This window comes from Shinella sp. Sh6, from assembly GCF_055392685.1.
The window spans coordinates 3,012,903-3,038,127 of record NZ_AP044005.1 but is presented as its reverse complement, the minus strand read 5'-3'; the positions used below and the strand labels follow the sequence as shown (position 1 = coordinate 3,038,127).

Below are 25,225 nucleotides of genomic sequence, written 5' to 3'. Positions count from 1 at the left end.
CGATATTGGCATGAAACCGAGCGAGCTCAACGTACTGGTCATCGACGAGAACCGCATCCGCGCCGCCATCATCGAAGAGGGGCTGCGCGGTGCCGGCTACGACCGGGTGACCGTCATCGACGAGATGCACGGCCTTGCGCGGCGCATCGCCGAGCTCAACCCCGACGTCATCGTCATCGATCTGGAAAACCCCAACCGCGACATGCTGGAGAGCATCTTCCAGCTCTCGCGCGCCGTGCAGCGCCCCATCGCGATGTTCGTCGACAAGTCCGACGAGGCCTCCATCGAGGCGGCGGTGGAGGCGGGCGTCTCGGCCTATATCGTCGACGGGCTCCGGCAGGAGCGTGTCCGGCCGATCCTGAAGATGGCGATCAGCCGCTTCAACGCCTTCTCCCGCCTCAACCGGGAGCTGGAGGAGACGCGCGGCGAGCTGGAGAACCGCAAGGTCATCGACCGTGCCAAGGGGCTGCTGATGCGCTCGCGCGGGCTTTCGGAGGAGGAGGCCTATGCGCTGCTCCGCCGCACGGCGATGAACCAGAACCGCAAGATCGCCGAGATCGCCCAGAGCCTCGTCACGGCCGCGAGCCTTCTCGATCCGGGAGCGAAGGAATGACGACGCGACATGCCATCACCGCCGGCTTCGTCCCGCTGCTCGACAGCGCGCTGCTCGTCGTTGCCAAGGAGAAGGGCTTTGCCGAAGCCGAGGGGGTCGACCTCACCCTCGTGCGTGAGCGCTCCTGGGCGAGCATCCGCGACCGGCTTGCCGTCAGCCATTTCGATGTCGCCCATATCCTCGGGCCCATGCCGATTGCCTGCAATCTCGGCCTCAGCGCCCCGGCGCCGAAGATGATCGTGCCCATGGCGCTCGGCCTCGGCGGCAATGCCGTGACGGTTTCCGCCGCCCTCTGGCGAGCGATGGCGGGCGAGGGGGCGAAGGACGACCTCGATGCGCGCGGGAACGGTGCCGCCCTTCGCCGTGCGATCGGCAGACGCCGGGGCGAGCCGCTGCGCTTCGGCGTCGTGCATCCCTATTCGGGCCATAACTACGAATTGCGCTACTGGCTGGCGGCGAGCGGCATCGATCCGGACCGCGACATCGAGATCGTCGTCCTGCCCCCGCCGGACATGGGCGATGCGCTGGCGCAAGGCCTCATCGACGGCTACTGCGCGGGGGAGCCCTGGAACACCTTCGGCGTGCTCGAGCGCGGCGGGCACCTCGCCACCGTCAAGGCGGCCATCTGGAAGTCGAGCCCGGAAAAGGTGCTCGGCGTCAATGCCCGCTGGGCGGAAAGCCATCCCGAGGCGCTGGCGGCATTGCTTGTCGCCCTGCATCGGGCCTCGCTCTGGTGCGCACGGCCGGAAAACCATGGGGAACTGGCGCAGCTTCTGGCGCGGCCCGCCTATGTCGGGCGGGACGCGGCGCTGCTGCTGCCGGCCCTCAGCGGCACATTGCCGGTGGGCGGCGGTATCGTGCGGCAGGTCGGGGATTTCTTCGTTCCCCATGCCAAGGCCGCGACCTTCCCGTGGAAGAGCCATGCGCTGTGGTTCTATACCCAGATGGTGCGCTGGGGGCAGATCGCGCATACCGCCGGCCACCGGCGGATCGCCGCGCAGACCTACCGGCCGGATGTCTACCGCGCGGCGCTGACGGCGCTCGGCGTCGCCATGCCTTCGGCGAGCGCCAAGGTGGAGGGCGCCTTGACCGTGGAGACGCCGGTCGGCTCCTCCGGCGCGCTGACGCTCGGGCCCGACGGTTTCTTCGACGGTGGCCGGTTCGATCCGGACGACGTGGACGCCTATATCGAAATGCAGGCTGCCCGCCGATCGGGCGACTAATTTATGCGCACTGCACAAAAAATGGCTTCGCGGTGCGTCGATCTCCAAGTTTCCACGTGGAAAAACAATAGTTTGATGAACTTGGCACGCCGGTTGCTTATCTCTTCGTAGGCCTTCGGGCCACGATATCGGCGTCCAATGGCGGGCGCCTCCAGCAAAGCCGCTGATCAGGATCCTGCGAACCGGACCGTCCGTTTCGCGTGGCCCTGGCCAGCGGCTTTTCGTTTTTCACCCTCAAGATGGAGCGGCACGACCTTGTCGGGCCACGGAGAAGCCATGTCCGAGATCAAGCAGCCTGTCCCCGCGCACGCACCCGCCGTCGCCCTGTGGATGTCCACCTTCGCCTTCACCATCTGTTTCGCCGTCTGGACGATCTTCGCGATCATCGGCATCCGCATCGGTAAGGATCTCGGTCTCAGCGAGGCCGAGTTCGGCCTCCTCGTCGGCACGCCGATCCTCACCGGCTCGCTGGTGCGCGTCGTGCTCGGCGTCTGGACGACCCGCTACGGCGGGCGCCTCGTCTATACGCTGACCATGCTGGCGGCGGCGCTTGCGACGCTCCTCCTCTCCCATGCCACGACCTATCCCCAGATGCTGCTCGCCGGCCTCGGCGTGGGGCTTGCCGGCGGCACCTTCGCCGTCGGCGTCGCCTATGTCTCGCCGTTCTTCCCGCCGGAAAAGCAGGGCACGGTGCTCGGCATCTTCGGCGCCGGCAATGTCGGGGCGGCGCTGACGAAGTTCCTCGCGCCCTTCGTGCTCGTCGCCGCCGGCTGGCAGATGGTGGCGCAGTTCTGGGCGGCGGCGCTGATCGTGGCGGCCTTCCTCTTCTGGTTCACCACGACCGACGATCCCGCCTTCCGCGACCGGCGCGCCGGCGCGGCGCCGCGGCGCAGCCTGCGCGAGGAGTTCGCCCCGCTCGGCGATGCCCGGGTCTGGCGCTTCTCGCTCTACTATTTCTTCGCCTTCGGCGGCTTCGTCGCGCTGTCGCTCTGGCTGCCGCGCTACCTCGTCGGCGTCTACGGCTTCGACATCGCGACGGTCGGCATGGTCGCCGCCGCCTACTCGATCCCGGGCAGCGTCTTCCGCGCCCTCGGCGGCGTGCTCTCTGACCGCAAGGGCGCCCGCAGTGTACTCTACGGGATGTTCGCCGTCTCGGCCGCCGCCACCCTCGTCCTGTCGCTGCCGACGGGCGTTTCGCCCGCGATCTTCATCGTCGCCGTCTTCATGCTCGGCTTCGTCATGAGCCTCGGCAAGGCGGCCGTCTACAAGCACATCCCCACCTATTACCCGCAAAGCGTCGGCGCGGTCGGCGGTGTCGTCGGCATGGTCGGCGGGCTCGGCGGCTTCGTGCTGCCCATCGCCTTCGGCCTCCTCAAGGATGCGACGGGCCTGTGGCAGAGCTGTTTCATGCTGCTCCTTGCCGTCGTCGCCGCCGCGCTCGTGTGGATGCACCTGTCGATCCGCCGGATGGAGCGCCCCTCCGTATCCGCCATCGCCGCATAATCGCAAGGAAACATCATGACCGAGAAACTCGTCATCATCGGCAACGGCATGGCGCCGGGCCGCATGCTGGAACATCTCCTGGAAAAGGCGCCCGGCCGCTACGAGATGACCATCTTCAACGCCGAGCCACGCGTCAACTACGACCGCATCATGCTCTCTCCGGTGCTGTCCGGCGAGAAGGACTACGAACAGATCATCATCCACGGCGACGGCTGGTACATCAAGCACGGCATCACGCTCTACAAGGGCCACCGCATCGTCGCCATCGACCGCGACGCCAAGACCGTCACCTCCGACCATGGCGTGACGGAGAGCTACGACAGGCTGGTGATCGCCACCGGCTCCCTGCCCTTCATCCTGCCCGTGCCCGGCAACAACCTGCCCGGCGTCATCACCTATCGCGACCTCGACGACGTGCAGGCCATGCTGCTGGCCGCCCAGTCGCGCGAAAAGGCGGTGGTCATCGGCGGGGGTCTGCTCGGCCTGGAAGCGGCCGCCGGCCTTGCCGGCCGCGGCATGGACGTCACCGTGCTCCACGTCATGCCCACCCTCATGGACCGCCAGCTCGACCCCGCCGCCGGCTACCTCCTGCAGAAGGAGCTGGAAGGGCGCGGCATCAAGGTCGTCTGCAAGGCGAACACCAAGGCCATCGTCGGCAAGGGAAGGGTCGAGGGCATCGAGCTTGAGGACGGGCGTGTCATCCCGGCGACGCTGGTCGTGATGGCCGTCGGCATCCGCCCCAGCGTCGGCCTTGCGAAGGAGGCGGGCCTTGCCGTCAACCGCGGCATCGTCGTCGACCACGGCATGCAGACCTCGGACGGCTCCATCTGGGCGCTCGGCGAATGTGCGGAAGTCGGCGGCATGGTCTATGGCCTCGTCGCCCCGCTTTACGAAATGGCGCGCGTCGCCGCCGCTCATCTTGCCGGCGATCCCTCGGCTGCCTTCGTGCATTCCGATACGCCGACCAAGCTCAAGGTCACGGGCATCGAGCTCTTCTCGCTCGGCGATTTCGCCGATGGCGACGACCGCGAGGAAATCGTGCTGCGCGATGCTTCCGCCGGCGTCTACAAGCGGCTGGTGCTGAAGGACAACCGCATCATCGGCACGGTCCTCTACGGCGAGACCGCCGACGGCGCCTGGTTCAACGACCTGAAGAAGAAGGCGACCGACATCTCCGAGATGCGCGAGACGCTGATCTTCGGTCAGGCCTACCAGGGGGGTGCCCTGCTGGACCCTATGGCGGCCGTTGCAGCCTTGCCGGATGATGCGGAGATCTGCGGCTGCAACGGCGTGTGCAAGGGCAGGATCGTCTCGGCGATCACGGAAAAGGGGCTGACCTCGCTCGACGACGTGCGCGCCCACACCAAGGCGTCGGCCTCCTGCGGCTCCTGCACCGGCCTCGTCGAGCAGCTGATGACGCTGACGCTGGGCGATGCCTACAACCCTGCCGCCGTGCAGCCGATCTGCGGCTGCACCGATCTCGGCCATGACGACGTGCGCCGCCTGATCAAGGCGAAGAAGCTGAAGACCATTCCCGCCGTGATGCAGGAGCTGGAGTGGAAGACCTCCTGCGGCTGTGCGAAGTGCCGGCCGGCGCTCAACTACTACCTCGTCTGCGACTGGCCGGATGAATATGCCGACGACTACCAGTCGCGCTTCATCAACGAGCGCGTCCACGCCAATATCCAGAAGGACGGCACCTATTCCGTCGTGCCGCGCATGTGGGGCGGCGTCACCAATGCCTCCGAGCTGCGTGCCATCGCCGACGTCGTCGACAAGTTCGAGATACCGCTGGTGAAGGTGACGGGCGGCCAGCGCATCGACCTGCTCGGCATCGAGAAGGAGGACCTGCCGGCCGTCTGGGCCGATCTCGGCAAGGCGGGCTTCATCTCGGGGCAGGCCTATGCCAAGGGGCTGCGCACGGTGAAAACGTGCGTCGGCTCCGACTGGTGCCGTTTCGGCACGCAGGATTCCACCGGGCTCGGCATCCGCATCGAGAAGTTCATGTGGGGCTCGTGGACGCCGGCCAAGCTGAAGATGGCGGTCTCCGGTTGTCCGCGCAACTGTGCGGAGGCGACCTGCAAGGATATCGGCGTCGTCTGTGTCGATTCCGGCTTCGAGATCCATTTCGCCGGCGCGGCGGGCCTCGACATCAAGGGCACGGAAGTGCTCGGCCTCGTCAGAACCGAGGACGAGGCGCTGGAGCATATCGTGGCGCTGACGCAGATGTACCGCGAGCAGGCGCGCTATCTCGAGCGCATCTACAAATGGGCAAAGCGCGTCGGCCTTGACGAAATCCGCCGCCAGATCATGGGCGACGCGGACAGGCGCAAGGCCTATTTCGACCGCTTCGTCTTCTCCCAGAAATTCGCCCAGGTCGATCCCTGGTCGGAGCGCGTCTCCGGCAAGGACAAGCACGAATTCCGGCCGATGGCGACCATCGGCTACGGTCAGGCCGCGGAGTAAGCCCATGGACACGAACTGGATCGCCATCGGCAATATCGCCGACATTCCGCTGCGCGGCGCGCGCTGCGTGAAGACCCCGCAGGGCAGGATCGCCGTCTTCCGCACCGCGGAGAACGAGGCCTTCGCCATCGAGGACCATTGCCCGCACAAGGGCGGGCCGCTCTCGCAGGGCATCGTCCACGCCAAGGCCGTCACCTGCCCATTGCACAACTGGGTGATCTCGCTGGAAACCGGCAAGGCGCTGGGGGCCGACGAGGGAGCGGTGAAGACCATCCCGCTCCGCAACGAAGACGGCGCGCTGTTCATCGCGCTCGAAAGCCTGATGATGGCGGCGGAGTAGAGGCTTGATGCAAACAAAAGCACCCCCCTCTGCCCTGCCGGGCATCTCCCCCTCAAGGGGGGAGATTGGATGGAGCACTGTTTCGCCCATCGTCGACGTCGAGTTCGGGCGATGCCATTTCGTCTTGCCGATCTCCCCCCTTGAGGGGGAGATGCCCGGCAGGGCAGAGGGGGGTATCGGGGCACGCCGCCTCCCGCCGCTGACGGGAGCCGCCCATGCCCGTTGAGACGAAAACCACCTGCCCCTATTGCGGCGTCGGCTGCGGGGTCGTCGCGACGGTGGCGGAGGACGGGGGCGTCTCCGTCAGGGGCGATCCGGATCATCCGTCCAATTACGGCCGGCTCTGCTCGAAGGGATCGGCGCTCGCCGAGACGATCGACCTCGACGGCCGCATCCTCCATCCCGAGATCGGCGGCCGGCAGGCCTCCTGGGATGAAGCGCTCGACCTCGTCGCCGGGAAATTCGCCGCTGCCATCAAGGAATACGGCCCGGATTCCGTCGCCTTCTACGTCTCAGGCCAGTTGCTGACGGAGGACTACTACGTTGCCAACAAGCTGATGAAGGGCTTTGTCGGCTCGGCGAACATCGACACCAATTCGCGGCTCTGCATGTCGTCCTCCGTCGCCGGGCACCGCCGTGCCTTCGGCGCCGATACGGTGCCGGGAACCTATGAGGACCTGGAACTGGCGGACCTCGTCGTCCTTGCCGGCTCGAACCTTGCCTGGTGCCATCCCGTGCTCTACCAGCGCCTTGCCGCGGCCAAGGCGAAGCGGCCCGGCATGAAGGTCGTCGTCATCGATCCGCGCCGCACCATGACGGCCGATATCGCCGACCTGCATCTTGCGATCCGCCCGGATGGCGACGTCGCGCTCTTCGCCGGCCTCTTCTCCCATCTGGTTGACGGCGATGCCGTCGACCAGAATTACATCACCGCGCATACGTCCGGCTTCGCCGATGCCTTCCTGGCGGCCGGCCGCCTCTCCTTTGCCGAAGTGCTGGAGCGGACCGGCTTGCCGGCCATGCAACTGCGCGAATTCTACCGCCTGTTTGCGGAAACCGAAAAGGTGGTGACCTGCTACAGCCAGGGCGTCAACCAGTCGTCCTCGGGCACGGACAAGGTCAATGCGATCCTCAATTGCCACCTTGCCACCGGCCGCATCGGCCGGCCGGGCATGGGGCCGTTCTCGCTCACCGGCCAGCCGAATGCGATGGGGGGGCGCGAGGTCGGCGGGCTCGCCAACATGCTCGCCGCCCATATGGCGCTCGAGAATGCTGACGACCGCGACCGTGTGCAGCGCTTCTGGCGCGCGCCGGCCATTGCGCAGAAGCCGGGCCTCAAGGCCGTCGATCTCTTCAAGGCGGTGGACGAGGGGCGCATCAAGGCGCTGTGGATTATGGCGACGAACCCCGTCGTCTCCATGCCGGATGCCGATGCGGTCGCGGAGGCGTTGGAAGTCTGCCCCTTCGTGGCCGTCTCCGACGTCCTGGGAAAGACCGACACCACCCGCTACGCCCATGTCCTGCTGCCCTCGCTCGGCTGGGGCGAGAAGGACGGTACGGTCACCAATTCGGAGCGCCGCATTTCCCGCCAGCGGGCGTTTCTCGCGGCGCCGGGGCAAGCGCGCGCCGACTGGTGGCAGCTTGCCGAGGTCGCCCGCCGCATGGGCTTTGCCGATGCCTTCGCCTATGCGGCGCCGGCCGATGTCTTTTTCGAGCACGCCGCCCTCTCTGCCTTCGAGAACGACGGCAGGCGGGATTTCGATATCGGCGCCTATGCCGGTCTCGCGCGCGCTGCCTATGACGCCCTTGCCCCCTTCCAATGGCCGCAGCCGGCGAGGCGGGAGCCTGCGGAAAGCCGCTTCTTCGGTGCCGGCGGCTTCTACCATGCGGACGGCAAGGCCCGCCTTGTCGCCATTGCGCCGGCCGAAACCGACCGCACCGATGCCGCCTATCCCTTCACGCTCAACACCGGCCGCATCCGCGACCAGTGGCACACCATGACGCGCACCGGCAAAAGCGCGCGCCTTTCCTCCCATATCGCGGAGCCCTTTGCGGAACTGCACCCGCGCGATGCGATGGAGATCGGCGTCGGCAATGCCGGGCTGGTCGAGATCGAGAGCCCGCAGGGCAGGGCGGTCGTTCGGGCCCTCATCACCGAGCGGCAGGCGCGCGGCAGCATTTTCGCGCCCATGCACTGGAACGACCAGTTCGCCGCGCGCGCCCGCATCGATGCCGTCGTGCCGGCGATCACCGATCCGTTCTCGGGCCAGCCGGCCTCGAAGAACGTCGCCGTTGCGGCCCGCCGGTTCGCGGCGCGGCACTATGCCTTTGCGGTCTCGCAGGCTCGGCCCGTCGAACCGGATGCCCCCTACTGGGCGCTGGCGAAGGCGGAGGGCGGCTGGCGGCTGGAGCTTGCCTTCGCCGAACCGGCCGGGGACTGGGCCGGATGGTGCCGCCGGGTCTTCGCCATTCCGGACGGCGTCGAACCGCTCGGCTATGCGGATGCGCAGACCGGCGACATCAGGCTCGCGTTCTTCGACGGTACGCGCCTTCTCGCCGCGTTCTTCCTGGCGCGCGAGCCCGTAGCCGTCGCGCGCAACTGGGCGATCGCGCAGCTTGCCGCCGAGCATGCCGATCCGCGCCGGCGCTTTGCGCTCGTCGCCGGGCGGCCGGGGGCGGACAAGCCGGATCCCGGTGCCACCGTCTGTTCCTGCTTCGGCGTCGGCGTCAACCAGATCGTCGCCGCCGTGCGCGGCGGCTGCGACAGCGTCGAGGCCGTCGGCAAGGCGCTCAATGCCGGGACGAACTGCGGCTCCTGCCGCGCGGAAATCCGGGGGATCGTCGATGGATGCCTTGCCGCGGCCGCGGAGTGAGGCGGCCGCTTATCACGCGGGCGTCGGCTCTGGACAGAGGCGGGACTACCGGACCGGGGAGAGCGGCCGCGCGCGGTCGGGATCGGCAAGGCAGGAGGCAATCGCCGCGCCGTCTCCGGCTGCGGCATGCAACAGTTCGACGCAGCGCCGGCGCTCTTCCTCTATGCCCTCGACGATCATCGCGACGGGGTCGGTCTGCCCGCTGAGAAGGTGGCGTGCCGCGATGTTCCAGGCCATGCGCTCCGTGCTCGATGCAAAGATGCCCGTTCCGTTGTCCAAGGGTTTCTCCGTGCCGGTGGTATGGCGGTGGAAGATGCATGGACGTCCTTGCGCGAAGATTGCCGCTACAGGCCCGGACGGCCTTGTTTCGTCCAATATGAGCATTACCTTTTTAAAAGGATGAAGCGCTGCCGCTTGCGTGCAGGCCGTGCAGTCGAGGTGACCCGTGAAGAGCATCGCGGACGTTATTGCCGAACTCACCAGGGCGGCCGACGAGGTGCGGACGCTTTCGGAAGGCGAGAAGCTGCGCCTGATCGGCCGGGCCTATGTCACGATCAGGGAAGGTTGGGACATGCTCGGCGCACCGGCGCAGCTACGGGAATCCGCCGAGGCCATGGACCTCATCCTGGCCGGCGGGATGCCGGTGCATCTCTATGACGACGAGATGAGGGCCATCCTGCTGGAAGCGGCCAAGGTGATAAGCCAGATCGAAGCCGCCATGAAGGCAAAGAGCGCCGAAGGACCTGCGGCGGACGGGCGATGATGCCGCCGCTGCCGCCGCAGGGTGTGCCTTAGCCGATCTCGTCCGCTGCCGCCTCGCCGGACGCGGCGGCGCGCAGGTCGTCTTCGGTGATATGAAGCGGGCCGGTGCTGTCCGGATCGTATTTCTCGCCCGCGATGCGCTCGAGCAAAGGCCTGTGCCGTTTGAGCAACCCGACCGGGCCAACGGAGTCCGGATCGAACGCCTGCAGCGCGCTGGCATAAACATAGACCTCGACGGTCGTTCCCTCGGTCGTCTGCATTGGCCAGAACAGTCCGAGTTCCTTCGGCGCCGGTGCGCCGGTCTTCCTGATAAGGGGCATTTCATTTCCTGCATGCATTTCACTCGACGGGCGGACCCGGCGCAGCGGAAGCTGCCCGGATCAACCTGGCACCTCCGCCAAAGCGGAGGAACGGCGGTGATCTGGCGCGCCGCGGCAGGAAGTCAAATCATTATCGCGGGCATGCCCGCAAAAAGACGAAGGGCGCTCGACCCTTTCGGGGAGCGCCCTTCCAACCCGGACGACTACGAACGCGCGACAGAGCACCATCGCTGCAGGCAGTCATCGATGACGGGCAGTGAACGATAGATGGGAAGAGGCGTCGGGGAATTCAAGGCCGTCCGGACCGTCCGTCGCACGGACGGGCAAGCCGAGGCACACATCGCAAATGCCGCAGCCGTCGTCGTCCATCGGCTGGTCCGCCCGCTGGCAGCAGACGCAGACGGTCGCGCCTGAAAAACCGCGCTTTCGTCTGTGCGGCACAGAGATTTCCACCGTATCGTCCGATACGAGATCGATGACGAATTCCTTCATCGCGGCTGCTCCTTGACCTCCCGCTAAAGAGATAGGAACTGCCGGGCGCTTTGCAACGGCGAGGGCGTCTCCTCCCTCACGTTCCGCCCGCCTTTGCGCTCGGTGTGGAGATGTCGTGCCAGCCATGCGACGGGCCGAAGCCCTTCATCGCCTCGGCCGGTCCCCAGGTGCCGGGCTCGTAGAGGGGCGGGGGCGTCGCATCGTCCAGCACGGGCTCGACGATGCGCCAGGCGATCTCGCTGGCGTCCTGCCGGGTGAAAAGCTGTGCGTTGCCGTTCATCGCGTCGCCGATCAGCCGTTCGTACGGCGTCATGTCGCCGGTGTCGTCGTCGACGGCCAGCAATTCGACGGGTTCGCCCACCATGGCATCGCCCGCGGCCTTGCGTCTTGCGCCGAGCGCGACGGCGACCTGCGGGGAGATGCGGAAGCGCAGGTAATTGGCGTCGTCGGGGCGAAGCGTGTCGAACACGTCGAGCGGCGGGCGCTTCAGGCGCACGACGATCTCCGTTGCGTGGACCGGCAGGTTCTTGCCGGCGCGGATGTAGAAGGGAACGCCTTCCCACCGCCAGGTATCGACATGGAAGCGCACGGCCGCGAAGGTCTCGGCCGGCGAGTTCTCCCGGACGCCCGGCTCGTCGAGATAGCCCTTGAACTGGCCCCGCACCACATCCTGCCTGCGGAGCGTGCGCACCGCCTTCAGCACCTGCACCTTCTCGTCGATCAGGTCGTCGGCCGTGCGGCCGGCGGGCGGCTCCATGGCCAGCAGCAGGAGGGCGTTGAGCAGGTGGTTCTGGATGACGTCGCGCAGGCACCCGACCTCGTCGTAGAACTTGCCGCGGCCTTCCACGCCGAAATCCTCGGCCATGGTGATCTCGACGCTCTCGACGTGGTTGCGGTTCCAGATCGGCTCCAGGAAGGAATTGGCGAAGCGGAAATAGAGGAGGTTCTGCACCGCCTCCTTGCCGAGATAGTGGTCGATGCGGAAGATCGCCTTCTCCGCGAAAGCCCCGTGCAGGATGGCATTGAGCGCCTGGGCCGATTGCAGGTCTCGGCCGAAGGGCTTTTCCACCATCAGCCGTCCGTCCGTCGCAAGGCCCGTCTGCTGCAGGCCGGTGACGACGGTCTCGAACATGCTCGGCGGAACGGCGAGATAGAAGAGCCAGTGCCGCCGCTTGCCGATCGCCGCCTTCAGCCTGTCGAAGGTCGCCTTGTCGCGGTAGTCGCCGCTGACATAGGTCAGGAGCGAGGCGAGCCTGGCGAAGACCTTCTCGTCGACCGATCCGAAGGCATTGGCGATGCCGTCGCGGGCGCGTTCCACCAGCTTTTCGAGCGGCCACGGATCGTAGGCGATGCCGATGACGGGTTCATCGAGATGCCCGCGCTCCACCATGCGGTAGAGGGCGGGGAAGATCTTCTTGTGCGCGAGGTCTCCCGTCGCGCCGAACAGTACCAGTCCGTCGGAACGTCCGTCCATCGTGCCCTCTCCCGTCATTTCTTCTTCTCGACATGGCCGCCGAAGGCGAAGCGCATGGCGGAGAGGAGCTTGTCGGCGAAGGCGGATTCGCCTTGCGAGCTGAAGCGGTCGAAGAGCGCGGAGGAAAGCACGGGGGCGGGCACGCCCGTGTCGATCGCCGCCTTCAGCGTCCAGCGGCCCTCGCCGGAATCCGAGACGCGCCCGCCGAAATTGGCGAGCGCCGGATCGTCCTTCAGCACGCCCGCCGTCAGGTCGAGCAGCCAGGAGCCGATGACGCTGCCGTGCCGCCAGACCTCGGTGACGGCGGCAAGGTCGATATCGAACTGGTAGTATTGCGGGTCCTTGAGCGGGCTCGTCTCCGCGTCCGCCTCGCGCCTGCGCTTGCCGGCATTGGCGGCCTTCAGAATGTTGATGCCCTCGGCATAGGCGGCCATCACGCCGTATTCGATGCCGTTATGCACCATCTTGACGAAGTGGCCGGCGCCGCTCGGCCCGCAATGGAGATAGCCGTAGGGGGCCGTGCCCTCGCTTGCCGCGGGTGTCGCGCCCGCGTCGGCGCCCGGCGCGAGGGTTGCGAAGATGGGGTCGAGGTGGCGCACGGCCTCGTCCGGACCGCCGATCATCAGGCAATAGCCGCGCTCGCGGCCCCACACGCCGCCGCTCGTGCCGACGTCGACGAAGCTTATGCCCTTCGGCTCCAGCTTGCCGGCGATGTCGACGGCATCCTGGTAATGGGAGTTGCCGCCGTCGACGATGATGTCGCCGGGCTGCATCAGCGCGGCGACCTCCCCGGCGATCCGGCCGGTGATCGCGGCAGGCAGCATCAGCCAGACGCAGGCGGGCTTGGAGAGGCCGGCGACGAAATCCTCCATGGAGGCCGCGCCGGTCGCACCTTCGGAAACGAGGGCCGAGACGGCCGCCGCATTGATGTCGTAGACCACGCATTCGTGGCCGTCCGCCATCAGGCGCCGCACCATGTTGGCGCCCATGCGCCCCAAGCCCATCATTCCGATCTGCATGGCAATGTCCTTTCCGAGACCAGGCACGTCCACGGCGAACGGATCATCGATCCGGCGTGACGGCGATAACGGAAATCATGCCTGCCCGGCGCTCGCTTTCAACCCTAAAGAAGAATTCGGCACTTCTTTTTCCTTCAAGGGGTTGAAGGCTTTACAGCGATGCGCCGACCACCCCTGCCACCAGCGCCAGCGAGACGGCGCCGGCATCCGGATGGCCGATGCTGCGTTCGGCGAGCGGACGGGCGCGGCCGAGCTTCGGCGTGAGCCCGGCGGTCGCGACGGCCGCGGCCCGCGCCGCTTCCGCCGCGTCGGCCCAGGCCGCTTTCAGCGGCTTGCCGGCCGCAAAGGCGGCTTCCAGCGTTTCCACGAAGGGCACGAGGGCGTCGACCAGCGTCTTGTCGCCGACGCGGGCGCGGCCGAGGCGCGTCACGCCGTCGAGCGCGAGGCGCGCGCCCCTGACGACGGCGGCTTCGTCCATCCCGTCCTCGTCGGAGAGCGCGTTGCTCCATGCGCGCAGCAATAGGCCCCAGATGGCGCCGGAGGTGCCGCCTGCGCGATCCGCCCAGGCATCGCCCGCAATGGCGAGCGCGCTGGCTGCCCCTGCCCCGGCCGTCACCGCATATTCGATGGCATCGCGTGCGGCGGCCGAGCCCCGGCGCATGCCCTGCCCATGGTCGCCGTCGCCGGCCTGCGCGTCGATGCGGCCGAGCTCGTCTTCCGCATCCCGGAGCGCATCGGCGACATGGCCGACGAGCCGGGCGATGCAGGCGGCGCCTTCCTTCGAGCTGGCGGAGGCCGGGCCGAAAACGGGCGTCGCATCCTCGTTCGCGATCGTGTCGGTGGCCGGCACGGTGCGGATCTCGCCGCCGCGCTTCAGCACCGGCGTGTCGCAGGCCGCCTTCCAGTAGGTTTCGAGTTCGCCGTCGAGCCAGGTCAGCGTCAGCGAGCAGCCCTGCATATCGAGGCTGGTGACGAATTCGCCGGCTTCGGGCGCCACGATCTCCAGTCCGGCGTCCTTCAGGAGCCGGGAGATCGTGGTCCAGAGGACGAAGAGTTCCTCGTATTTCGTGGAGCCGAGGCCGTTGAGAAGGGCCGCGACGCGTCTGGTGCCGGCCGGGCGCTCGGCGAGGAGCTTGCCGGTGAGGAGGCCGGCGAGTTCCCGAGCCGAAACGATGGCTTCTTCCTTGATGCCCGGCTCGCCGTGGATGCCGAGGCCGAGCGCCATCCGCCCCTCGGGCACGGAAAAGAGCGGCCCGCCCGCACCCGGCAGGGTGCAGCCGTCGAAGGCGACGCCGAAGGAGACCGTGCGGTCGTTGGCGCGGCGTGCGATGCGCTCGACCTCGTCGAGCGAAAGGCCGGCCTCGGCCGCCGCGCCGGCGATCTTGAAGACGACGAGGTCGCCCGCGATGCCGCGGCGCTTGGCATGGGCCTCGGCCGGCGCGCTCGCCACGTCGTCGGTGACCGGGACGATGCGCACGTCGATGCCCTCGGAGCGCAACCGCTCGGCGGCGACGCCGAAGTTCAGCACGTCGCCGGCATAGTTGCCGAAGCCGAGCAGGATGCCGCCGCCGCGATGGGCCTGGCGGCAGACGCGGGCGACGGCCGCCGTCGAGGGCGAGGCGAAGACGTCGCCGGCCACCGCCGCGTCCGCCATGCCGGGGCCGACATAGCCGGCGAAGGCCGGATAGTGCCCGGAGCCGCCGCCGACGACGACGGAGACCTTGCCCTTCGGCACGGCCGTCGCGCGCACCACGCCGCCGCGCACGAGGCGGACATGGCGGCTGTAGAGTTCGGCAAAGCCGGCAAGGGCCGTCGCCGCGAAATCCTCCGGAGCATCGAAGATGGTGGTCATCGTAATCGTCTCTCGCGTTCTGTGATCGTGTTTCAGCGGCGCGGAAGGATGCGCCGCAGGTAATCGCGGTTGGCGGCCGAAACGGTGAGGCCATCGCCGCCGTAATGCTCGCAGAGGAAGGCGCTGTTGAAGCCGTGGTCGAGCGCCGTGCGGATGGCGGCGCGGTAGTTGATGAGGCCCGATTCCAGCGGGGCGGGATGGGTTATGATGGCGCCCGTGCCCGGATCCTCGACGCGCGTATAATTCTTGACGTGCCAGTATTTCGCGAAGGGGGCGACCTTCGCCATCATCGCCTGCCAGTGCTCGACGGGACGGTGCAGGCGGATGAGGTTGCCGAGGTCGGCGTTGATGCCGACATTCGGCAGGCCGACCTCCTCGACGAAGCGCACGCTGCTGTCGGCCGTGCCGAGATAGGTGTCCTCGTACATTTCCAGCGAGACCTCGACGCCGAGCTCCTCCGCGTGGCGGCCGAGCTCGCGGATGCGCGCCACCGCCTTCTGCCAGACGGCGGGATCGTCCGGGTTCTTCGCCCCGTCCACCGTCCAGAACCAGAGCGCCTTCTTCTGCGCCTCCGTCAGCGGCTCGAAGAGGCCGAAGGAGACGGCGCCGGCGCCGATTGCCTCCGCTGTATCGATGACGCGGTGGCAGTAGGCGAGATAGGCATCGCCATGGACGGCGTCGATGACGCTGCGGCGCGAGGTCGAGATCGCCGGGACGGTCAGCCCGAGCGAGCGGGCAAGCGCCATGAAATCGTCGCGCCGCGCCGGGGAAAGGTCGGCGAGCCGCAGCCAGCTATCCGTCGGGTCGAGCTCCGTGAAGCCGGCATCGACGACGTCGTCGAGCGTCGCGGCCCATTCCTCGACGGATTGTTCCTGGACCGAGCGGCCGTCGGCAAGGACGTTCGGATACTGGATCATGGCGGCGGCGATCGGCCATGTTTCGCGGGTCCATGCGGGGGCAGAGGCGGTCATTGCGAACTCCTGGAATGGGGGTGGGGAGCCGGCGGATCAGGCCGCCGGCGTTCCGTCTTGCGGGGGCTTGGGGATACCCAGCCTGCGGCGGCGCGAGATGCCGAGGAGCCAGAAGACGAGCGGGGAGAAGAGCAGCGCAAGGCCGACCAGCATCAGCGTCGTTACCAGCCCGTTCGACCAGAAGACCGAGAGCTTGCCGTTGGACAGCAGCATGGACTGGCGGAACGCATCCTCCGCCTTGTCGCCGAGCACCATGGCGAGCACGAGCGGGGCGAGCGGATAGTCGAGCTTCTTGAAGACGTATCCGAGCAGGCCGAAGACGAGCACGAGCCACATGTCGCTCACCGCATTGCCGACCTGGTAGGCGCCGGAGAAGATGACGGCGACGATGACCGGCCCGATGATGGCGAAGGGAATGCGCAGGATCGAGGCGTAGAGCGGCACGGTGGCGATGACGAGGATCACGGCGACGATGTTGCCGAGATACATGGAGGCGATGAGGCCCCAGACGAAATCCGGCCTATCGGTGAAGAGCGTCGGGCCGGGGGTGAGGCCCCAGATCATCAGGCCGCCCATCATGACCGCCGCCGTCGCCGAACCCGGCACGCCGAGCGCGAGCATGGGCAGGAGCGCGGAGGTGCCGGCGGAATGGTCGGCCGTCTCCGGCGCGACGATGCCGCGCGGATCGCCCTTGCCGAACTGCGACTTGTCGCGGGCCGAGCGGCGGGCGACGCCGTAGCTCATGAAGGAAGCGGCGGTGGGGCCCGCCGGCGTGATGCCCATCCAGATGCCGATCAGCATGGAGCGGCCGATGGTGAACCAGTAGCGGGGCATCTCGATCAGGGTGCGGCCGATTTCGGAGAGCCTGACGCGCGCCTTGATCCCGTCGAAGCGCAGGCCCTCCTCCGCCGTCAGCAGCAGTTCGCCGATGCCGAAGAGGCCCATGACGGCGACGAGGAAGGAGACGCCCTTGATGAGCTCGGGGATATCGAAGGTCAGGCGCAGGTTGCCGGAAATGGTGTCCATGCCGACGGAAGCGAGCGCGAAGCCCACCATCATCGACACAAGCGTCTTGAACGGCGACTGGGCGCCCATCGAGATGAAGCTGGCGAAGGCGAGGAAATAGACGGCGAAATATTCCGGCGAGGAGAAGCGCAGCGCGAAATTGGCGACCCAGCCGGAAAGCAGCGTGATCATCACGACGCCGGCCAGCGCGCCGAGGCCGGCCGATACGAAGGCGAGCGTCAGCGCGCGGCTCGCCTCGCCCTTTCTCGCCAGCGGATAGCCGTCGAAGGTCGTCGCGACGGAGGAGGGTTCGCCCGGGATATTGAAGAGGATGGAGGTGGTCGATCCGCCGAAGAGCGCCCCCCAGTACATGCAGGAGAGCAGGATGATGGCGGAGATCGGGTCCATCGAGAAGGTGAGCGGCAGGAGCAGCGACACGCCGTTCGGCGCGCCGAGGCCCGGCAGCACGCCCACCAGGATGCCGAGCGTGACGCCGAGCATCATGAGCAGGATGTGGTTGAAGCTCAGGATATGGCCGAAGCCTTCCATGAGGAGACCGATATTTTCCATGTCTTTCCTCCGAAGACAGGCGCCGACCGGATCAGTAGATCCCGAAGAACGCCTCGACCGGGCCCTTCAGGAGCGGAACCTTGAAGCCGATCTCGAAAATGACGAAGAAGAAGAGGGCAACGCCGATGCCCGTCGCAAGGCCGGCCCACCACTTGTACTTGCTCTGGAAGATCATCGTGCCGGCGATATAGAGCGCCGTGCCGACATAAAGGCCGAGGACGGTGGAGACCGCGGCGAAGGCGACGAGCGGCAGCAGGAAGCCGAGCACCACCTTGAAGCGCGCCATGTCGACGAAGATCTCGCCCGTGCCGCGGTGCTTGACGAAAGCATAGACGAGGTTCGCCGCGCTGCCGAAGGTGATCAGCAGGCCGATATAGAAGGGGAAGTAGCCGGCACCCGGCCCCATGTCGGTCCAGCCGGCATCGGCCTCGATCGAGCCATAGGCGACGGCGATGCCGAAGACGCCCGTCAGGAGCGCGACCGCCGCTTCCATGGCGAAGCGGGAAAGCCCGTTCACGCTGTTCTCACTCATGGATCAAACCCTTTCCGAAAGAGGCGGGCGCCGAAGGCGGCACCCGCATGGAGCCTGCCGCAACAGGTGTGCGGCAGTCTTGCGCCCGGAACGAGGCGGGATGAAAGCGGGGCTCAGTTGGCGAGCCAGCCTTCACGCTTGAGGACGGCGGAAACGGCCGTCTCGTCCTTCTTGATGAAGTCGGAGAATTCCGCGCCGCTCATATAGGTGCCGGACTGCGAGGTGTCGGCGAGGTATTTCTGCCATTCCGGCGTCTCGGAGACCTTCTTCAGCACGTCCGTGTAGAAGGCGACCGCATCCGGGTCGACGCCCGCGGCCATCCAGACGGTGCGCGGCATGGCGTAGTTGTCGATGGCGATGCCGGATTCCTTGCAGGTCGGGATATCGCTCCAGCCCTCGTTGCCGGCAACCTTCGTCTCGCTCTTCAGCCGTTCCGACTTGAAGACGCAGACCGGCTTGACCATGCCGGCCTGCCACTGGCCGAGGTTCTCGCTCGGATTGTTCACGTTGGCGGCGACGTGGTCGCCGGCAAGCTGCACGGCCGCTTCGCCGCCGCTCTTGAACGGAACGTAGCCGATATCGGCGCCCGTCGCGTCGTTGATCATCGAGGTGAGGATCTGGTCGACGTCCTTGGACTGGCTGCCGGCGACCTTCAGCTCGCCGGGGGCTGCCTTCGCCTTGGCGATGAAGTCGGCGGCCGTCTTGATGTCCGACTTGCCGTTGACCCAGAGCACGAATTCGTCGGAGGCAAGGGCGGCCACCGGCGTGAGGTCCGCCTCGGTATAGGGCACCTTGGCGCGGATCGGCAGGAGATAGGCATTGTTCGTGCCGAAGGTCAGCTTGTAGGCGTCGCCCTTGGCGGTCGCGGCATAGACGAAGCCTTCCGCACCGCCGGCGCTGCCCTTGTTGACGACGACGATCGGCGCCTTCATCAGCTCGTACTTGGTGATGATCGCCTGGATGGTGCGGGCGAAGATATCCGTGCCGCCGCCGGGGCCGGCCGTGACGACGAATTCGACCGGACGGTCCGGCTCGAAGGCAAAGGCGGGCATGGCGACGCTCGCCGCGGCCGCTGCGATGCAGGCGATGGTAAGGGACTTCTTCATCTTGCTCCTCCGTTGGGATGATCCCGGCACGAACCTCCTCCATGCCGGTATAGCTGAAATCTTGGCCGGTCAGGCCGCCGTCGAGAGCGCGGCGGCCTTCTTCGCCATGCGGGCGGCGAGCAGCAGCGCCTCGCGGCTGGCGCCGACATCGGCGATGCCCTTGCCGGCAATGTCGTAGGCCGTGCCGTGGGCCGGCGTGCAGAGCGGGAAGGGCAGGCCGCCCATCATGGTGACGCCCTTGTCGAAGCCCATGAGCTTCATCGCGATCTGGCCCTGGTCGTGATACATGGTCATGACCGCCTGGAAGCCGTCCTTCAGCGCGCGCAGGAAGACGGTATCGGCCGGGAAGGGGCCCTCGACGTTGAAACCGCGCGCCTTCGCCGCCGCGACGGCCGGCTCGATGATGTCGATCTCCTCCATGCCGAAGGAACCGCCGTCGCCGGCATGCGGGTTGAGGCCGGCGACCGCGATCTTCGGGTCGTCGTAGCCGGCATTGCGAAGGCAGGTCGCCGTCAGCTCGATCTCGGCAAGGATCGCCTCGACCGAAAGGGCGGCCGCCACGTCCTTCAGCGGGATGTGCGAGGTGACCCGCGCATTCCAGACCTTCTCCAGCACGTTGAACTCGCGGACCTTGCCGGAAAAGCCGATGACGTCGGCGACGAAGCGGATCTCGTCGTCATAGCCGGGATAGGCGTAGCGCATCGCCTTCTTGTTGAAGGGCGTGAAGCAGACCGCCTGGGCCTTGCCCTCGTCGGCAAGCTGAAGGGCGGTGCGGAAATTGGTCGTGGCGAAGGTGCCGCCGGCAAGGGTCGCCTCGCCGCGCGTGACGTCCGCCGGGTCGAGATGGCCGAGGTCGATGAAGACATGGCGCTCGCCGCTTGCCTGCTGGAACGTCTCGAGCGTGGCGGGCTCCAGGTCCAGCGTGAGGCCGGCGGCCTTCGCGCCTTCGTCGAGAATGCGGCGGTCGCCGATCACCACGAGATGCGCGGCGGCCTTGACGTCGTCGAGCGCGATGATGCGCGCGGTCAGTTCGGGGCTGATGCCGGCCGGGTCGCCCATGGCGAGCGCGATGACGGGACGGGCGCTCTTGGCACTCTCGGTCATGGAAAACTCCTCCTCTGCATTCTGTATGCAGGTTTATAAGGCATCCGGAAAACTGTATCAAGTCTTTTGTATTCTGTATGCAGCATTTTCCGTTGACGTTGCCGCCCGGCCTATTCATGCTTTGGCCAAATCGCTGGCGACGGCCGATGCCGTGCGCCGAAAAGGAAGATGCAGATTAAGACCATGGATGAGATCAGAAGCTTGGAGCGGCCGGAAAGCGCTCTGCCGGGACCGATCCGTCGAACGGCGTTGCACGACACACTCGTCAACCGCCTGCGCGACATGATCATCGAGGGGCACCTGTCGCCGGGAACGCGCCTCAACGAAGGCCAGCTCGGCCAGATGCTCGGCGTCTCGCGCACCCCCTTGCGCGAGGCCATCAAATATCTGGCGAGCGAAGGCCTCGTCGAGCTGGTGCCGAGCCGCGGCGCCGTCGTGAAGCGCTTCGGCGCCAAGGACGTGCAGGACATGCTGCTGGTTCTCGGCACGCTGGAGGAGCTTGCCGCAAGGCTCGCCTGCGTAATTGCGAGCGAGGAGGGCATTGCCGAGATCCGCGGCCTGCACGACCGCATGGTGCAGCACTACAAGGCGGGCGACCGTCTGGAATATTACAAGCTCAACCAGAACATCCACACGGCGATCGTCGCGCTATCAGGCAATGCGCCGCTCGCGGAAATCCATGCGATGCTGCAGACACGCCTCAAGCGCATCCGCTTCATCGGCCACGAGGGGCCGGAAAAGTGGGCCGCTGCCGTTGCCGAGCACGAAGAGATGATCGAAGCGCTCGAAGCGCGCGACCAGCAAAGGCTCGCGGCCGTTCTCGGCCGCCACCTGACGAACGCCTGGGAGCGGGTGCGCGGCGCGATCTAGCGGGCGGCGCGAGACGAGAACGGCTGCCGAGGTCGGACCCGCCGGCGCGCGGCATCTCGCAAGGGGCGCCGAACCGGCCTATACTCCGGCAATGCCGAAGGGCGGCATGGCGGAAGGAGAAACGATTGCCTCATATCATCGTCAAGGCTTTTCCGGGCAGGACGGACGAGCAGAAAGCAAGACTGGCCGAGGCGGTGGCCCGGTCGGTCATCGATATCTTCGGATCGTCGGATTCCTCGATCTCCGTCGCGTTCGAGGACGTGCCGCAGGAGCGCTGGAAGGAAGCGGTCTACGACAAGGACATTGCGGGCGGCGGCGTGCAACTCGTCAAGGCGCCCGGCTACACGATGTAGCGGGTCGGAAATCCCCCGGCCGTGGCCGCCGTTCGGCGGCATTTCCCCTTGTCCGGCGCGGGCCTTCGGGGTACGGGGAGGGGCCGTCGTTACGGGCTATTCCAGGTGTATGCAGTCATGGGCCGACGATGTTCTCCGGCAGGGTTCGCCGATGGACGTGACTGCAACGCTTGAAGAACGGCGAAGGACGCGGCACAGTCGGCCTTTCTCGATACGAACTGAAAGAAATATCCATGAACGCTGATAGTTCGCGCCTCTCCTTCGCCGTGAAGACGAATGCCAACCCCATGCCCGAGGCGGAGCGGCAGGCGGCTTTTGGAAATCTCGGTTTCGGCACGCTGTTTTCCGACCATATGGCGGTGATCCGCTGGCACGCGGACAAGGGCTGGCATGGCGCGGAGATCGTTGCGCGCGGCCCCTTCGCGCTCGACCCCGCATCGAGCGTCCTGCACTATGCGCAGGAGATTTTCGAGGGGATGAAGGCCTACCGCACCGAGGACGGCCGCACGGTGCTCTTCCGCCCCGAGGAGAACGCCCGGCGCTTCAACGAATCGGCGCGCCGCATGGCGATGCCGGAACTGCCGGAGGCGGATTTCCTCGCCGCCGTCGAGGAGCTCGTTCGCATCGACGCCAAATGGATCCCGCAGGGCGAGGGAAGCCTCTATCTGCGGCCCTTCATGTTCGCCAGCGAAACCTTCCTCGGCGTGCGCCCCTCGCGTGAATATATCTTCTGCGTGATCGCTTCGCCGGTCGGTCCCTATTTCAAGGGCGGCGCGAAGGCCGTGAAGATCTGGGTCTCGCAGAACTATACCCGCGCGGCCCTCGGCGGCACGGGCGTCGCGAAATGCGGCGGCAACTATGCGGCAAGCCTCGTCGCGCAGGCCGAAGCCTCCGCGCAGGGCTGCGATCAGGTCGTCTTCCTCGACGCCGCGGAACATCGTTGGGTGGAGGAACTCGGCGGCATGAACATCTTCTTCGTGATGGAGGACGGCTCGCTCCTCACCCCGCCGCTCGGCGGCACCATCCTTCCCGGCGTTACCCGCAAGTCGCTGATCGCCCTTGCCCGCGACCAGGGCCTGACGGTCCGGGAGGAGCGCTATTCCTTCGACCAGTGGAAGGCCGACGTGGCATCGGGCCGCCTCAAGGAGGCCTTCGCCTGCGGCACGGCGGCGGTCGTCGCCGGCATCGGCACGGTGAAGTTCGCCGACGGGGAATTTGCGATCGGCGACGGTGCAACCGGGCCCGTCACGACGCGGATGCGCGAAGCGCTCGTCGGCATCCAGCGCGGCCAGCGTCCGGATCCGCAGGGCTGGGTGCACGCCGTTACCGACGCCTGAACGGAACGACGGGCGTCGGGCCACCGGCCCGGCGTCGCCGAACTGCGGAGGCGGTACGAAATCGCCGCTGAGATTACCTCAATTTCTCCGTGCCAAATCTTCCGCAACGAAACGACGGAGCGGTATCGGCATGGTCACAGCGGTTTCATCGACGACGGCGGCGAGCGTCACCCTTTCCTCCTCCTCCGGCACGTCCAGCCTTTCGGCGCTCGAAGCGCAGCTCGCCAGCAAGGAAAGCGAGCTGGCCGAGGCCGAGGACGCGGACAAGAAGGCCGAGATCCAGGAGGCCATCGCCAGCCTCAAGGCCGAGATCGCCGCGGCGAAGGCCGCCAAGGAGGCGAGTGCCGCGCAGAAGGCGCCGCAGGCATCCGAAAGCGAAAGCACCTCGCGCATCGGCACGCGCAATTTCGAGGACGGCGATCCCTTCGGCGACCGGGAGATCTACGTCTGATCGGGCCTTCCGGTGCCGTGGACGAAGATGCGTATGCAGCGGCGCATATAGTCCTTGCGCGCCTCCAGCCCCGGCCATTCGGCGGCGGTGCCGGTCTTCGTCACCACCGCGCCGAACATCATGTCCATGAGGATCCGGGCCGCGCTCGCCGTGTCGTCTACGAAGAGGCGGCCGGCCTTTTTCTCCCCCTCCATCCATTCGGCCAGAAGGGCGTGCGCGCGCTGCCCGCCCAGCCGGCGCATCATCTCGCCGACCTCCGGGAACTGGGCGGCCTCCACGATGGTGAGGCTGAGGAAGGCCGCGCGCTCCTCGTCCGCCGCCTCGTCGATATCGACCTGGAAGATCCTCTCCAGCGCCTCGCAGAGGCCGAGCCCCTCGTAGTCGCCCGGCAGGGCGAGCATGCTGGTCCTGTGCTGCTCGATCACCGCGGCGAGAAGATCGGTCTTGGACGGGAACAATTCGTAGAGCGTGCGCTTGGAGGCGTGGCAATGGGCGGCGACCTCGCTCATCGTCGTGCGGCCGTAGCCCTCGGCAAGGAACAGCCGGCGCGCCGCCTCGACGATCCCGGCCCGGCGCTCATCGGCGGAGGCGACCTTCGGGCGCCCGCGCGCCTTGCGTTGCGTGTGCGGCTGAGGGGAAGAGGGTTTCGGCATGGGAGCATTCCGGTGCGGGCGGCATTGACATTCTCGGCTGATCGACATTAATGGTACTCATTGGTTTTGTAAATAAGGCGACCGGGCGCGATGATCGCCCCGCGCCGGCAAGAGGTGCATGATGCGCGCTTTGGCAATCCGGATCGGCCTTGTGGCCGCTGGCCTCCTCCTCGTCTCCTGCTCGGAGCAGAACGGCGGCGGGCAAGGGCCGGGCGGAGCGGCGCCGGCCATCGAGGTGGGGGTGATCGCTCTCAAGGCGCAGTCCGTGCTGCGGTTCGCCGCGCTGTCCGGCCGGGTCGGCGCGCGCGCCACGGCGGAGATCCGTCCGCAGGTCGACGGCATCGTCAAAAGCATCGATTTCCGCGAGGGGCGCCCGGTGAAGGCCGGCGACGTGCTCTTCACGGTGCACGATGACAAGTTCAGGGCGGCCTATGAGGCGGCGAACGCCACCCTCTCCCGCGCCGAGGCCTCGCAGCAATCCGCTGAGGCCGCCTTCGACCGCTCCGAGCGGCTGCAATCCTCCAGCGCCGTCAGCCAGCAGGCGCTGGACGAGGCACGCACGACGCTCCTGCAGGCGAAAGCGGATGTGGAATCGGCCAGGGCCAGCGTGCAGACCGCCAAGATCGACCTCGACAACACGACGATCAAGGCGCCGATCTCCGGTATCATCGGCACGGCGAGCGTCAGCGTCGGCTCGCTCGTCACCCAGAACCAGACCGATGCGCTGGCGACGATCCGCCAGATCGACCCGGTCAATGTCGATCTCGTCGACACCAGCGCGAACCTCCTGAAAATCCGCGAGGACGTCGAGGCGGGCCGCCTCGGGCGCGAAGGCCAGCAGGGCGCGCCGAGCGTCAGGCTGACGCTGGAGAACGGCGCCGATTACGGGCCGCAGGGCACGATCTCGCTGGCGACGGTGAATGTCAGCGAGAGCACCGGCACCTTCACCCTGCGCGCCACCTTCCCCAATCCCGAGCGGGTACTGTTGCCCGGCATGTTCGTCAGGGCCTCCGTCGACCTCGGCAGCATGCCGAACGCCTTCCTCGTGCCGCAACGCGCCGTCCAGCGCAGCGGGGCGGGGGATGCGGTCGCCTATGTCGTCTCTACCGACGGCAAGGTGGAGGAGCGCAAGCTCGCAACGGCGGGAACCCAGGGCAATGACTGGATCGTGACCGACGGGCTGAAGGACGGCGACCGGCTGATCGTCGACGGCTTCCAGAAGATTTCCGCCGGCGCCGCGGTCACGCCCGTCGACGTGACGATCGACGAGGACGGCGTCGTCAAGCAGACCCTCGCTTCGATGGGAGCCGCCCAATGAGCGGCGGTTTCCGGCGCA

The 25,225-nt window shown here is 67.1% G+C and carries 24 protein-coding genes; 12 read left to right on the top strand and 12 right to left on the bottom strand.

The window, feature by feature from the left end; translation table 11 throughout:
• The first annotated feature begins 10 nt into the window (after positions 1–10).
• From ACZ5TO_RS14525 to ACZ5TO_RS14500, 6 genes are all read left to right on the top strand, one after another.
• The gene (locus tag ACZ5TO_RS14525) at positions 11–613 is read left to right on the top strand and encodes an ANTAR domain-containing response regulator (RefSeq protein ID WP_184145344.1); all 603 of its coding nucleotides are present in this window, start codon (positions 11–13) and stop codon (positions 611–613) included.
• Positions 610–1,836 carry a CmpA/NrtA family ABC transporter substrate-binding protein gene (locus ACZ5TO_RS14520; RefSeq protein ID WP_464798597.1) on the top strand — a complete coding sequence of 409 codons (1,227 nt, stop codon included), beginning with the start codon at positions 610–612 and terminating at the stop codon, positions 1,834–1,836. Before ACZ5TO_RS14525 ends, ACZ5TO_RS14520 begins: the two co-directional genes overlap by 4 nt.
• Positions 1,837–2,112: 276 nt before the next feature.
• Positions 2,113–3,339, top strand: coding sequence for an MFS transporter (locus ACZ5TO_RS14515; RefSeq protein WP_464798596.1), 1,227 nt, complete (start codon positions 2,113–2,115; stop codon positions 3,337–3,339).
• Between the two features lie 15 nt (positions 3,340–3,354).
• Positions 3,355–5,805, top strand: coding sequence for a nitrite reductase large subunit NirB (gene nirB, locus ACZ5TO_RS14510; RefSeq protein ID WP_464798595.1), 2,451 nt, complete (start codon positions 3,355–3,357; stop codon positions 5,803–5,805).
• 4 nt (positions 5,806–5,809) lie between these two features.
• Complete coding sequence (nirD, locus tag ACZ5TO_RS14505; protein ID WP_184145340.1) at positions 5,810–6,145, top strand: nitrite reductase small subunit NirD; 336 nt, start codon at positions 5,810–5,812, stop codon at positions 6,143–6,145.
• 215 nt (positions 6,146–6,360) lie between these two features.
• Positions 6,361–9,018: a nitrate reductase gene (locus ACZ5TO_RS14500; protein ID WP_464798594.1), complete on the top strand. Its 2,658-nt coding sequence runs from the start codon at positions 6,361–6,363 to the stop codon at positions 9,016–9,018.
• A gap of 45 nt (positions 9,019–9,063) precedes the next feature.
• Here the strand turns inward: ACZ5TO_RS14500 and ACZ5TO_RS14495 are convergent, their stop codons facing one another.
• Positions 9,064–9,297: a hypothetical protein gene (locus ACZ5TO_RS14495; protein WP_184145338.1), complete on the bottom strand. Its 234-nt coding sequence runs from the start codon at positions 9,295–9,297 to the stop codon at positions 9,064–9,066.
• Between the two features lie 166 nt (positions 9,298–9,463).
• Between ACZ5TO_RS14495 and ACZ5TO_RS14490 the strand changes: the two genes are divergently transcribed.
• Entirely contained in the window at positions 9,464–9,781 is a 318-nt protein-coding gene (locus tag ACZ5TO_RS14490; RefSeq protein WP_464798593.1) for a hypothetical protein, read from the top strand.
• Positions 9,782–9,809: 28 nt separating this feature from the next.
• On the opposite strand, the gene ACZ5TO_RS14485 is transcribed toward ACZ5TO_RS14490, so the two are convergent.
• The 10 genes from ACZ5TO_RS14485 to ACZ5TO_RS14440 all read right to left on the bottom strand — a co-directional run bounded on the left by ACZ5TO_RS14485 (position 9,810) and on the right by ACZ5TO_RS14440 (position 20,225).
• The gene (locus tag ACZ5TO_RS14485; protein ID WP_464798592.1) at positions 9,810–10,100 is read right to left on the bottom strand and encodes a hypothetical protein; all 291 of its coding nucleotides are present in this window, start codon (positions 10,098–10,100) and stop codon (positions 9,810–9,812) included.
• Positions 10,101–10,340: 240 nt separating this feature from the next.
• On the bottom strand, positions 10,341–10,592 hold the full coding sequence (locus tag ACZ5TO_RS14480) for a hypothetical protein (protein WP_464798591.1): 252 nt from the start codon (positions 10,590–10,592) through the stop codon (positions 10,341–10,343).
• 76 nt (positions 10,593–10,668) lie between these two features.
• Entirely contained in the window at positions 10,669–12,066 is a 1,398-nt protein-coding gene (gene zwf / locus ACZ5TO_RS14475) for a glucose-6-phosphate dehydrogenase (protein WP_464798590.1), read from the bottom strand.
• Positions 12,067–12,080: 14 nt separating this feature from the next.
• Entirely contained in the window at positions 12,081–13,085 is a 1,005-nt protein-coding gene (gene gnd / locus ACZ5TO_RS14470) for a phosphogluconate dehydrogenase (NAD(+)-dependent, decarboxylating) (protein WP_184145333.1), read from the bottom strand.
• Positions 13,086–13,236: 151 nt separating this feature from the next.
• The gene (locus ACZ5TO_RS14465) at positions 13,237–14,937 is read right to left on the bottom strand and encodes a dihydroxyacetone kinase family protein (RefSeq protein ID WP_464798589.1); all 1,701 of its coding nucleotides are present in this window, start codon (positions 14,935–14,937) and stop codon (positions 13,237–13,239) included.
• Between the two features lie 32 nt (positions 14,938–14,969).
• Positions 14,970–15,908: a sugar phosphate isomerase/epimerase family protein gene (locus ACZ5TO_RS14460; protein ID WP_464798588.1), complete on the bottom strand. Its 939-nt coding sequence runs from the start codon at positions 15,906–15,908 to the stop codon at positions 14,970–14,972.
• A 36-nt stretch (positions 15,909–15,944) separates the two neighbouring features.
• Positions 15,945–17,483 carry a tripartite tricarboxylate transporter permease gene (locus tag ACZ5TO_RS14455; RefSeq protein WP_464798587.1) on the bottom strand — a complete coding sequence of 513 codons (1,539 nt, stop codon included), beginning with the start codon at positions 17,481–17,483 and terminating at the stop codon, positions 15,945–15,947.
• Between the two features lie 31 nt (positions 17,484–17,514).
• A complete protein-coding gene (locus ACZ5TO_RS14450; protein ID WP_464798586.1) occupies positions 17,515–18,015 on the bottom strand; it encodes a tripartite tricarboxylate transporter TctB family protein in 501 nt (166 codons plus the stop codon).
• A 113-nt stretch (positions 18,016–18,128) separates the two neighbouring features.
• Complete coding sequence (locus tag ACZ5TO_RS14445) at positions 18,129–19,121, bottom strand: tripartite tricarboxylate transporter substrate binding protein (protein WP_184145328.1); 993 nt, start codon at positions 19,119–19,121, stop codon at positions 18,129–18,131.
• Positions 19,122–19,190: 69 nt separating this feature from the next.
• Positions 19,191–20,225, bottom strand: coding sequence for a 4-hydroxythreonine-4-phosphate dehydrogenase PdxA (locus ACZ5TO_RS14440; protein WP_184145327.1), 1,035 nt, complete (start codon positions 20,223–20,225; stop codon positions 19,191–19,193).
• Between the two features lie 183 nt (positions 20,226–20,408).
• Here ACZ5TO_RS14440 and ACZ5TO_RS14435 point away from each other — a divergent pair, with 183 nt between their 5' ends.
• The 4 genes from ACZ5TO_RS14435 (at position 20,409) to ACZ5TO_RS14420 (ending at position 23,236) form a co-directional block, all read left to right on the top strand.
• Positions 20,409–21,095 carry a GntR family transcriptional regulator gene (locus tag ACZ5TO_RS14435; protein WP_464798585.1) on the top strand — a complete coding sequence of 229 codons (687 nt, stop codon included), beginning with the start codon at positions 20,409–20,411 and terminating at the stop codon, positions 21,093–21,095.
• A gap of 125 nt (positions 21,096–21,220) precedes the next feature.
• A complete protein-coding gene (locus ACZ5TO_RS14430) occupies positions 21,221–21,448 on the top strand; it encodes a tautomerase family protein (protein WP_464798584.1) in 228 nt (75 codons plus the stop codon).
• A gap of 233 nt (positions 21,449–21,681) precedes the next feature.
• Complete coding sequence (locus ACZ5TO_RS14425; RefSeq protein WP_464798583.1) at positions 21,682–22,785, top strand: branched-chain amino acid aminotransferase; 1,104 nt, start codon at positions 21,682–21,684, stop codon at positions 22,783–22,785.
• 130 nt (positions 22,786–22,915) lie between these two features.
• Entirely contained in the window at positions 22,916–23,236 is a 321-nt protein-coding gene (locus tag ACZ5TO_RS14420; protein ID WP_464798582.1) for a hypothetical protein, read from the top strand.
• On the opposite strand, the gene ACZ5TO_RS14415 is transcribed toward ACZ5TO_RS14420, so the two are convergent.
• Positions 23,227–23,889, bottom strand: coding sequence for a TetR/AcrR family transcriptional regulator (locus ACZ5TO_RS14415; protein ID WP_184145323.1), 663 nt, complete (start codon positions 23,887–23,889; stop codon positions 23,227–23,229). The genes ACZ5TO_RS14420 and ACZ5TO_RS14415 overlap by 10 nt on opposite strands.
• A gap of 151 nt (positions 23,890–24,040) precedes the next feature.
• Here ACZ5TO_RS14415 and ACZ5TO_RS14410 point away from each other — a divergent pair, with 151 nt between their 5' ends.
• Positions 24,041–25,207 carry an efflux RND transporter periplasmic adaptor subunit gene (locus ACZ5TO_RS14410; protein ID WP_464798581.1) on the top strand — a complete coding sequence of 389 codons (1,167 nt, stop codon included), beginning with the start codon at positions 24,041–24,043 and terminating at the stop codon, positions 25,205–25,207.
• Positions 25,208–25,225 lie beyond the last annotated feature (18 nt).

What these genes read in the sequence shown, in the direction of transcription:
- ACZ5TO_RS14455 (WP_464798587.1), bottom strand. Translation starts at nt 17,483, where the DNA reads ATGGAAAATATCGGTCTCCTCATGGAAGGCTTCGGCCATATCCTGAGC.
- ACZ5TO_RS14500 (WP_464798594.1), top strand. Translation starts at nt 6,361, where the DNA reads ATGCCCGTTGAGACGAAAACCACCTGCCCCTATTGCGGCGTCGGCTGC.
- ACZ5TO_RS14515 (WP_464798596.1), top strand. Translation starts at nt 2,113, where the DNA reads ATGTCCGAGATCAAGCAGCCTGTCCCCGCGCACGCACCCGCCGTCGCC.
- ACZ5TO_RS14435 (WP_464798585.1), top strand. Translation starts at nt 20,409, where the DNA reads ATGGATGAGATCAGAAGCTTGGAGCGGCCGGAAAGCGCTCTGCCGGGA.
- ACZ5TO_RS14520 (WP_464798597.1), top strand. Translation starts at nt 610, where the DNA reads ATGACGACGCGACATGCCATCACCGCCGGCTTCGTCCCGCTGCTCGAC.
- ACZ5TO_RS14480 (WP_464798591.1), bottom strand. Translation starts at nt 10,592, where the DNA reads ATGAAGGAATTCGTCATCGATCTCGTATCGGACGATACGGTGGAAATC.
- ACZ5TO_RS14460 (WP_464798588.1), bottom strand. Translation starts at nt 15,908, where the DNA reads ATGACCGCCTCTGCCCCCGCATGGACCCGCGAAACATGGCCGATCGCC.
- ACZ5TO_RS14485 (WP_464798592.1), bottom strand. Translation starts at nt 10,100, where the DNA reads ATGCCCCTTATCAGGAAGACCGGCGCACCGGCGCCGAAGGAACTCGGA.
- ACZ5TO_RS14445 (WP_184145328.1), bottom strand. Translation starts at nt 19,121, where the DNA reads ATGAAGAAGTCCCTTACCATCGCCTGCATCGCAGCGGCCGCGGCGAGC.
- ACZ5TO_RS14525 (WP_184145344.1), top strand. Translation starts at nt 11, where the DNA reads ATGAAACCGAGCGAGCTCAACGTACTGGTCATCGACGAGAACCGCATC.
- ACZ5TO_RS14450 (WP_464798586.1), bottom strand. Translation starts at nt 18,015, where the DNA reads ATGAGTGAGAACAGCGTGAACGGGCTTTCCCGCTTCGCCATGGAAGCG.
- ACZ5TO_RS14420 (WP_464798582.1), top strand. Translation starts at nt 22,916, where the DNA reads ATGGTCACAGCGGTTTCATCGACGACGGCGGCGAGCGTCACCCTTTCC.
- ACZ5TO_RS14440 (WP_184145327.1), bottom strand. Translation starts at nt 20,225, where the DNA reads ATGACCGAGAGTGCCAAGAGCGCCCGTCCCGTCATCGCGCTCGCCATG.
- nirB (WP_464798595.1), top strand. Translation starts at nt 3,355, where the DNA reads ATGACCGAGAAACTCGTCATCATCGGCAACGGCATGGCGCCGGGCCGC.
- ACZ5TO_RS14415 (WP_184145323.1), bottom strand. Translation starts at nt 23,889, where the DNA reads ATGCCGAAACCCTCTTCCCCTCAGCCGCACACGCAACGCAAGGCGCGC.
- gnd (WP_184145333.1), bottom strand. Translation starts at nt 13,085, where the DNA reads ATGCAGATCGGAATGATGGGCTTGGGGCGCATGGGCGCCAACATGGTG.
- zwf (WP_464798590.1), bottom strand. Translation starts at nt 12,066, where the DNA reads ATGGACGGACGTTCCGACGGACTGGTACTGTTCGGCGCGACGGGAGAC.
- ACZ5TO_RS14425 (WP_464798583.1), top strand. Translation starts at nt 21,682, where the DNA reads ATGAACGCTGATAGTTCGCGCCTCTCCTTCGCCGTGAAGACGAATGCC.
- nirD (WP_184145340.1), top strand. Translation starts at nt 5,810, where the DNA reads ATGGACACGAACTGGATCGCCATCGGCAATATCGCCGACATTCCGCTG.
- ACZ5TO_RS14465 (WP_464798589.1), bottom strand. Translation starts at nt 14,937, where the DNA reads ATGACCACCATCTTCGATGCTCCGGAGGATTTCGCGGCGACGGCCCTT.